This window comes from Microbacterium sp., assembly GCF_049661145.1.
Lineage (GTDB): Bacteria > Actinomycetota > Actinomycetes > Actinomycetales > Microbacteriaceae > Microbacterium.
In genome coordinates, this window is record NZ_JBASZT010000140.1 from 1 (window position 1) to 4,923 (window position 4,923).

General features: G+C 70.6%; 2 protein-coding genes and 1 pseudogene. All 3 read right to left on the minus strand.

Going from position 1 to position 4,923, the window contains the following annotated elements:
• A partial coding sequence (gene treY / locus WBP48_RS06120) for a malto-oligosyltrehalose synthase (protein ID WP_424437622.1) occupies positions 1-2,369 on the minus strand: 2,369 nt, incomplete at its 3' end.
• A gap of 50 nt (positions 2,370-2,419) precedes the next feature.
• Entirely contained in the window at positions 2,420-4,630 is a 2,211-nt protein-coding gene (glgX, locus tag WBP48_RS06125) for a glycogen debranching protein GlgX (RefSeq protein ID WP_424437625.1), read from the minus strand.
• Between the two features lie 73 nt (positions 4,631-4,703).
• A pseudogene (locus WBP48_RS06130) lies at positions 4,704-4,923 on the minus strand (glutaminase); the annotation flags it as partial.

A 4,923-nucleotide genomic window follows, 5' to 3' on the forward strand; every position in this document is an offset into this window, starting at 1 on the left:
GCGAGCCCCACCGGCAACCGCGTCGCGACGGCGATCGCGCCGCCCCGGTCGAACGCGACGGCATGATCGGATGCCGCGCCCACCACGGGCAGCGGCGTGTACCGCGTGAAGAGGTCCGCCCGGTCGCGGCGCAGCCGCAGCGTGCGCGAGACCACCAGCAGCTTCGCGGCGCCGGCATCCGCGCCGAGAGCACCGGCAGCATCGACCTCCGGCATCCACCCTTCGTCGAGGCGCGCCAGCAGCGCCCGCCGCGCCGCGAAGTCGACGGGGCGACGGTTGTCGGGATCGACGAGCGAGTGGTCCCACAGCTCGGTGCCCTGATAGACGTCCGGCACCCCGGGACCGGCCAGCTGCAGCAGCTTCGCCGCCAGTGCGTTCGACCGGCCCGGCGCCGCGATCACCGCAACGAGTGCTTCGATCGATCCACGGGCATCGGCGAAGGCCGCATCGACCAGCGCGTGGACCCGCGCCTCGAAGTCGGCATCCGGGTCGGTCCAGCTCGTACCGACGCCGCCCTCGCGCGCCGCCTTCTCGGCGTAGGCGTGCAGCCGCCGCGGCAGGTCCGGGTCGTCGGACCACGCGCCCACGATCGCCTGCCACAGCAGATTGTCGAGCGGGCCGTCGCCGGTCGACGCGATCGCCCGCAGCGCGTCGAGGGTCGCCGCCCAGCGATCGGGCACCTCGGCGAGCACGGCGAGCCGGGCACGCGTATCCTCCGAGCGCTTCGTGTCGTGCGTCGTCAGCGCCGTCAGCGCGTGGGGCCACGACGCCTGCCGCCGAGCGAACGCGTCGTGCAGCTCGGCGACCGAAAGCGCGAAGCGTGACGGATCGCCGCCGACCTCCGTCAGCGTCGTGAGGCGGCTGTACCGGTAGAAGGCACGGTCCTCGACGCCTTTCGCCGTCACGGGCCCCGTGGTCTGCATGAACCGCGTCGTGAACTCGCCGCCCGCGAGAACCGCCGGCGCCAGCGCGCGGATCGCGTCGGCGAGATCGGGGCGACGAGCGGATGCCGCGGTCACCGCGTGCGCGACGTACTCGGTCCCCGCGGGCAGATACGCCCGGTAGACCGGGAAGGCGGCGAGCAGTTCGGCGATCGCGTCGCGTGCGCGAGCGCGGTCGAGCCCGCACCCGCTGGGAAGCGCGCGGACCAGCCGTCCCACCTCCGCCGCCTGCGACGTGTCGGCGACCTCGCGCTTCGTGGCCGCGATGAGTTCCGCCCAGTCGGCGTCGTGCCCTCGCAGCCGGGTGTCGATCGCGGTCAGCACGGCCTCGCCGGCCGGGTCCACGAGCACGCGGTCGATCTCGCCCAGCGCGTCATAGCCGGTGGTGCCGTCCGTGTGCCACCACCCCGGCAGCTCCTCGCCGGGTTCGAGGATCTTCTCCACGTAGACGGGCGCGCAGCCACCCCGTCGTTGAGCGACGGAGCGCATCGACTCGGTTGGCTCGCTCACCGAGCGGGGGCTCAACGAGCGGAGCGCGTCAAGGTACCCGCCAGGATCGGCGAGCCCATCCGGGTGGTCGATGCGCAGGCCGTCCACGAGCCCCTCACGCAGCCACCGCGCCACCTCGACGTGCGACGCGTCGAACACCTTGGGCAGCTCCACGCGCACCCCCGCAAGCGAGGTCACCGTGAAGAACCTTCGGTAGTTGAGCGTCTCGGCATCCGCTCGCCAGCTCTCCAGCCGCCAGTGCTGCCGCGCCAGCACGTCGCGCACCGCCGCCGCGTCCCGCGTCGGCCGCAGCGGCGCGGTCCCCTCCGCGAGCGGCAGCACGAGATCGTAGTACCGCGCGGTCCCGAACGGGGCGAGCACCTCGGCATCCGCCCCCGTCGGATTCTGAGGAGATGGAGGTTCCTGAGGATCATTCGGGGCAGAACCCTCCTCAGAATCCGCCATCTCCTCAGCAACCTGCACCCCAGACCCGAACCCCGACCCCACAGCCGGCGGCGCGACGACAAGCTCCCCCGCGGCGAGCACCTCGTCCACCGGCCCGCCCAGCACCGGCAGCACGACGCGCCCGTCGCCGAACGCCCAGTCGATGTCGAACGCCACCGCGTGCTCAGACCCGGAGCCCCGCAGCAGCACGTCCCACCACCAGGGGTTCTCGGCCGGCACTGCGACGCCCTGGTGGTTCGGCACGATGTCCACGAGGATGCCGAGGCCCGCCCGCCGGGCCGCCGCCGCAAACCGGTCGAGGCCAGCCGCCCCGCCTCGCGCCTCGTCGACACGCGTCGGGTCGACGACGTCGTAGCCGTGCGACGATCCCGCCGCCGCCTGCAGGATCGGCGACAGGTAGGCCCAGTCCGCCCCGAGGTCCGCGAGGTAGTCGGCGACGGATGCCGCGGCATCCAGGTCGAACCCCGCCTGCACTTGCAGACGGTAGGTCGAACGAGGCCGCGACACGCCCGGCACAACAGCCCTCAGCGACGCAGTTCAGCGGTCGGCGCCGGACCGGGGACCAGGTCGATGGGAGCAGTCAGCGCAGCCAGCGACGCGGCGACCGAGTGACCGGTCTCAGGCACCTCATCGCCGTGGTCCCGCAGCACGACGAGCGATCGGCCCTCGAGCGGGATGACGTCGCCGCCGGAGTGAGGTCCTGTGTCGGCGAGGTTGCCGGCGGTATCGACCACGACGTCCCACGTCGGGCTGTACTGCGCCGTCGGGATCGTGAAGTCGATCGGCTCGCCGCCCGCGTTGAACAGGATGAAGAAGTGCCGGTCGCTGATCGCCTGCCCCCGGCGGTCGCGCTCGCGGATCCCGCTGCCGTTGAGGAACACGCCGATGGCGCGCCCGAAGCCGGAACCCCAGTCCGAGGGCTCCATCTCGGTACCGTCAGGACGCAGCCACACGATGTCGGGCAGCGGCGCGCCCTCCTCCCGGCGGACGGGGCGGCCGTTGAAGAACCGGCTGCGGCGAAAGGTCGGATGGTCGCGTCGCAGCCGCGCGACGGCGGCGGTGAACTCGATGAGCGGCAGGTCCACCTGCTTCCAGTCGACCCACGTGGTCTCGTTGTCTTGCGCGTACCCGTTGTTGTTGCCGCCCTGGGTGCGACCGAGCTCGTCGCCGTGCGAGATCATCGGCACACCCTGGCTCAGCAGCAGCGTCGCGAGGAAGTTCCGCTGCTGCCGGGCGCGCAACGTCAGCACGGCGGAATCGTCGGTCGGGCCCTCCACTCCGCTGTTCCACGACCGGTTGTGCGACTCACCATCCCGCCCGTCCTCACCGTTGGCGTCGTTGTGCTTCTCGTTGTACGAGACGAGGTCGCGGAGCGTGAACCCGTCGTGCGCGGTGACGAAGTTGATGGATGCCACGGGTCGGCGTCCGGAGTGCTCGTACAGGTCGGCGGAGCCGGTGAGCCGCGACGCGAACTCGCCGAGGGTCGCCGGCTCGCCGCGCCAGAAGTCGCGGACGGTGTCGCGGTACTTGCCGTTCCACTCCGTCCACTGGGGTGGGAAGTTGCCGACCTGATACCCCCCCGGGCCGATGTCCCACGGCTCGGCGATGAGTTTGACCTGACTGACCACGGGATCCTGCTGAACGAGCTCGAAGAACGTCGACAGCCGGTCCACCTCGTAGAACTCACGCGCGAGGGTCGCCGCCAGGTCGAACCGGAAACCGTCCACGTGCATCTCCAGCACCCAGTACCGCAACGAGTCCATGATGAGCTGCAGCGTGTGCGGATTGCCGACGTTCATGCTGTTGCCGGTGCCGGTGTAGTCCGTGTAGTACCGCTTGTCCTTGTCCTCCAGCCGGTAGTACGCCTGGTTGTCGATGCCCCGCATCGACAGCGTCGGCCCCATCTGGTTGCCCTCGGCGGTGTGGTTGTAGACGACATCGAGGATCACCTCGATGCCGGCCGCGTGCAGCGCCCGCACCATCCCCTTGAACTCCTGCACCTGTTGGCCGCGCTGACCGGTGGACGCGTACGTGTTCTGCGGTGCGAGGAAGGCGACGGTGTTGTAGCCCCAGTAGTTCGACAGGCCCTTCTCCTGAAGGGTGGAATCGTTGATGAACTGGTGCACCGGCATGAGCTCGATCGCGGTAACGCCGAGCTTGCGCAGGTGCTCGATGATCGCGGGGTGCGCCATCGCGGAATACGTCCCGCGGATCTCCTCCGGAATGTCGGGATGCCGCTCGGTGAGGCCCTTGACGTGGGCCTCGTAGATGAGCGATTCGGCGTAGGGCGTCTTCGGCAGCCGGTCGCCGGCCCAGTCGAAGTACGGGTTGATGACGATGCCCTTCATCATGGCCGCCGCCGAGTCGGCGTCATTGCGCGAGTCGGGGTCGCCGAAGTTGTAGCCGAAAACGGACTGCCCCCACTTCACCTGTCCCTCGACCGCCTTCGCGTAGGGGTCCAGCAGCAGCTTGCGCGGGTTGAAACGCAGACCGTTGGCGGGGTCGTGCCGGCCGTACACCCGGTATCCGTAACGCTGCCCGGGATGCACCGTGGGCAGGTAGGCGTGCCACACATGGGCATCGACGTCGACGAGCTCGACGCGGCTCTCCTTGCCGCGGTCGCCGAACAAGCACAGCTCCACTTTCTCGGCGCCTTCGCTGAACAGCGCGAAGTTCGTGCCATTGCCGTCGAACGTCGCTCCCAGCGGATACGCGGAACCCGGCCACACCTGCATGTGCTCTCCCCTACCTTTGTGCCGTCCTCAGCCTAGGCGGTGGGAGGTTTCGGGCGGGTGTCGCCCCCGCCCGTCACCGCAGGGAGAACTGCTCGGCGAGGTAGTCCGCGAGGGGCCGGGTGGCGCCCGCGGCGCTCCAGCGCACGTGCGGGATGCCGGCTACCACCGCCAACGGGCCGGACGAACCGCCGCGGGCGACGGCGTCGATGTCGATGTCGGTGAAACCCAGGTGCACGATCTCGCCCTCCGCGAACCCGCCCCGGGCGGCGGCCGCGGCGCGCTCGGAGCGGGCC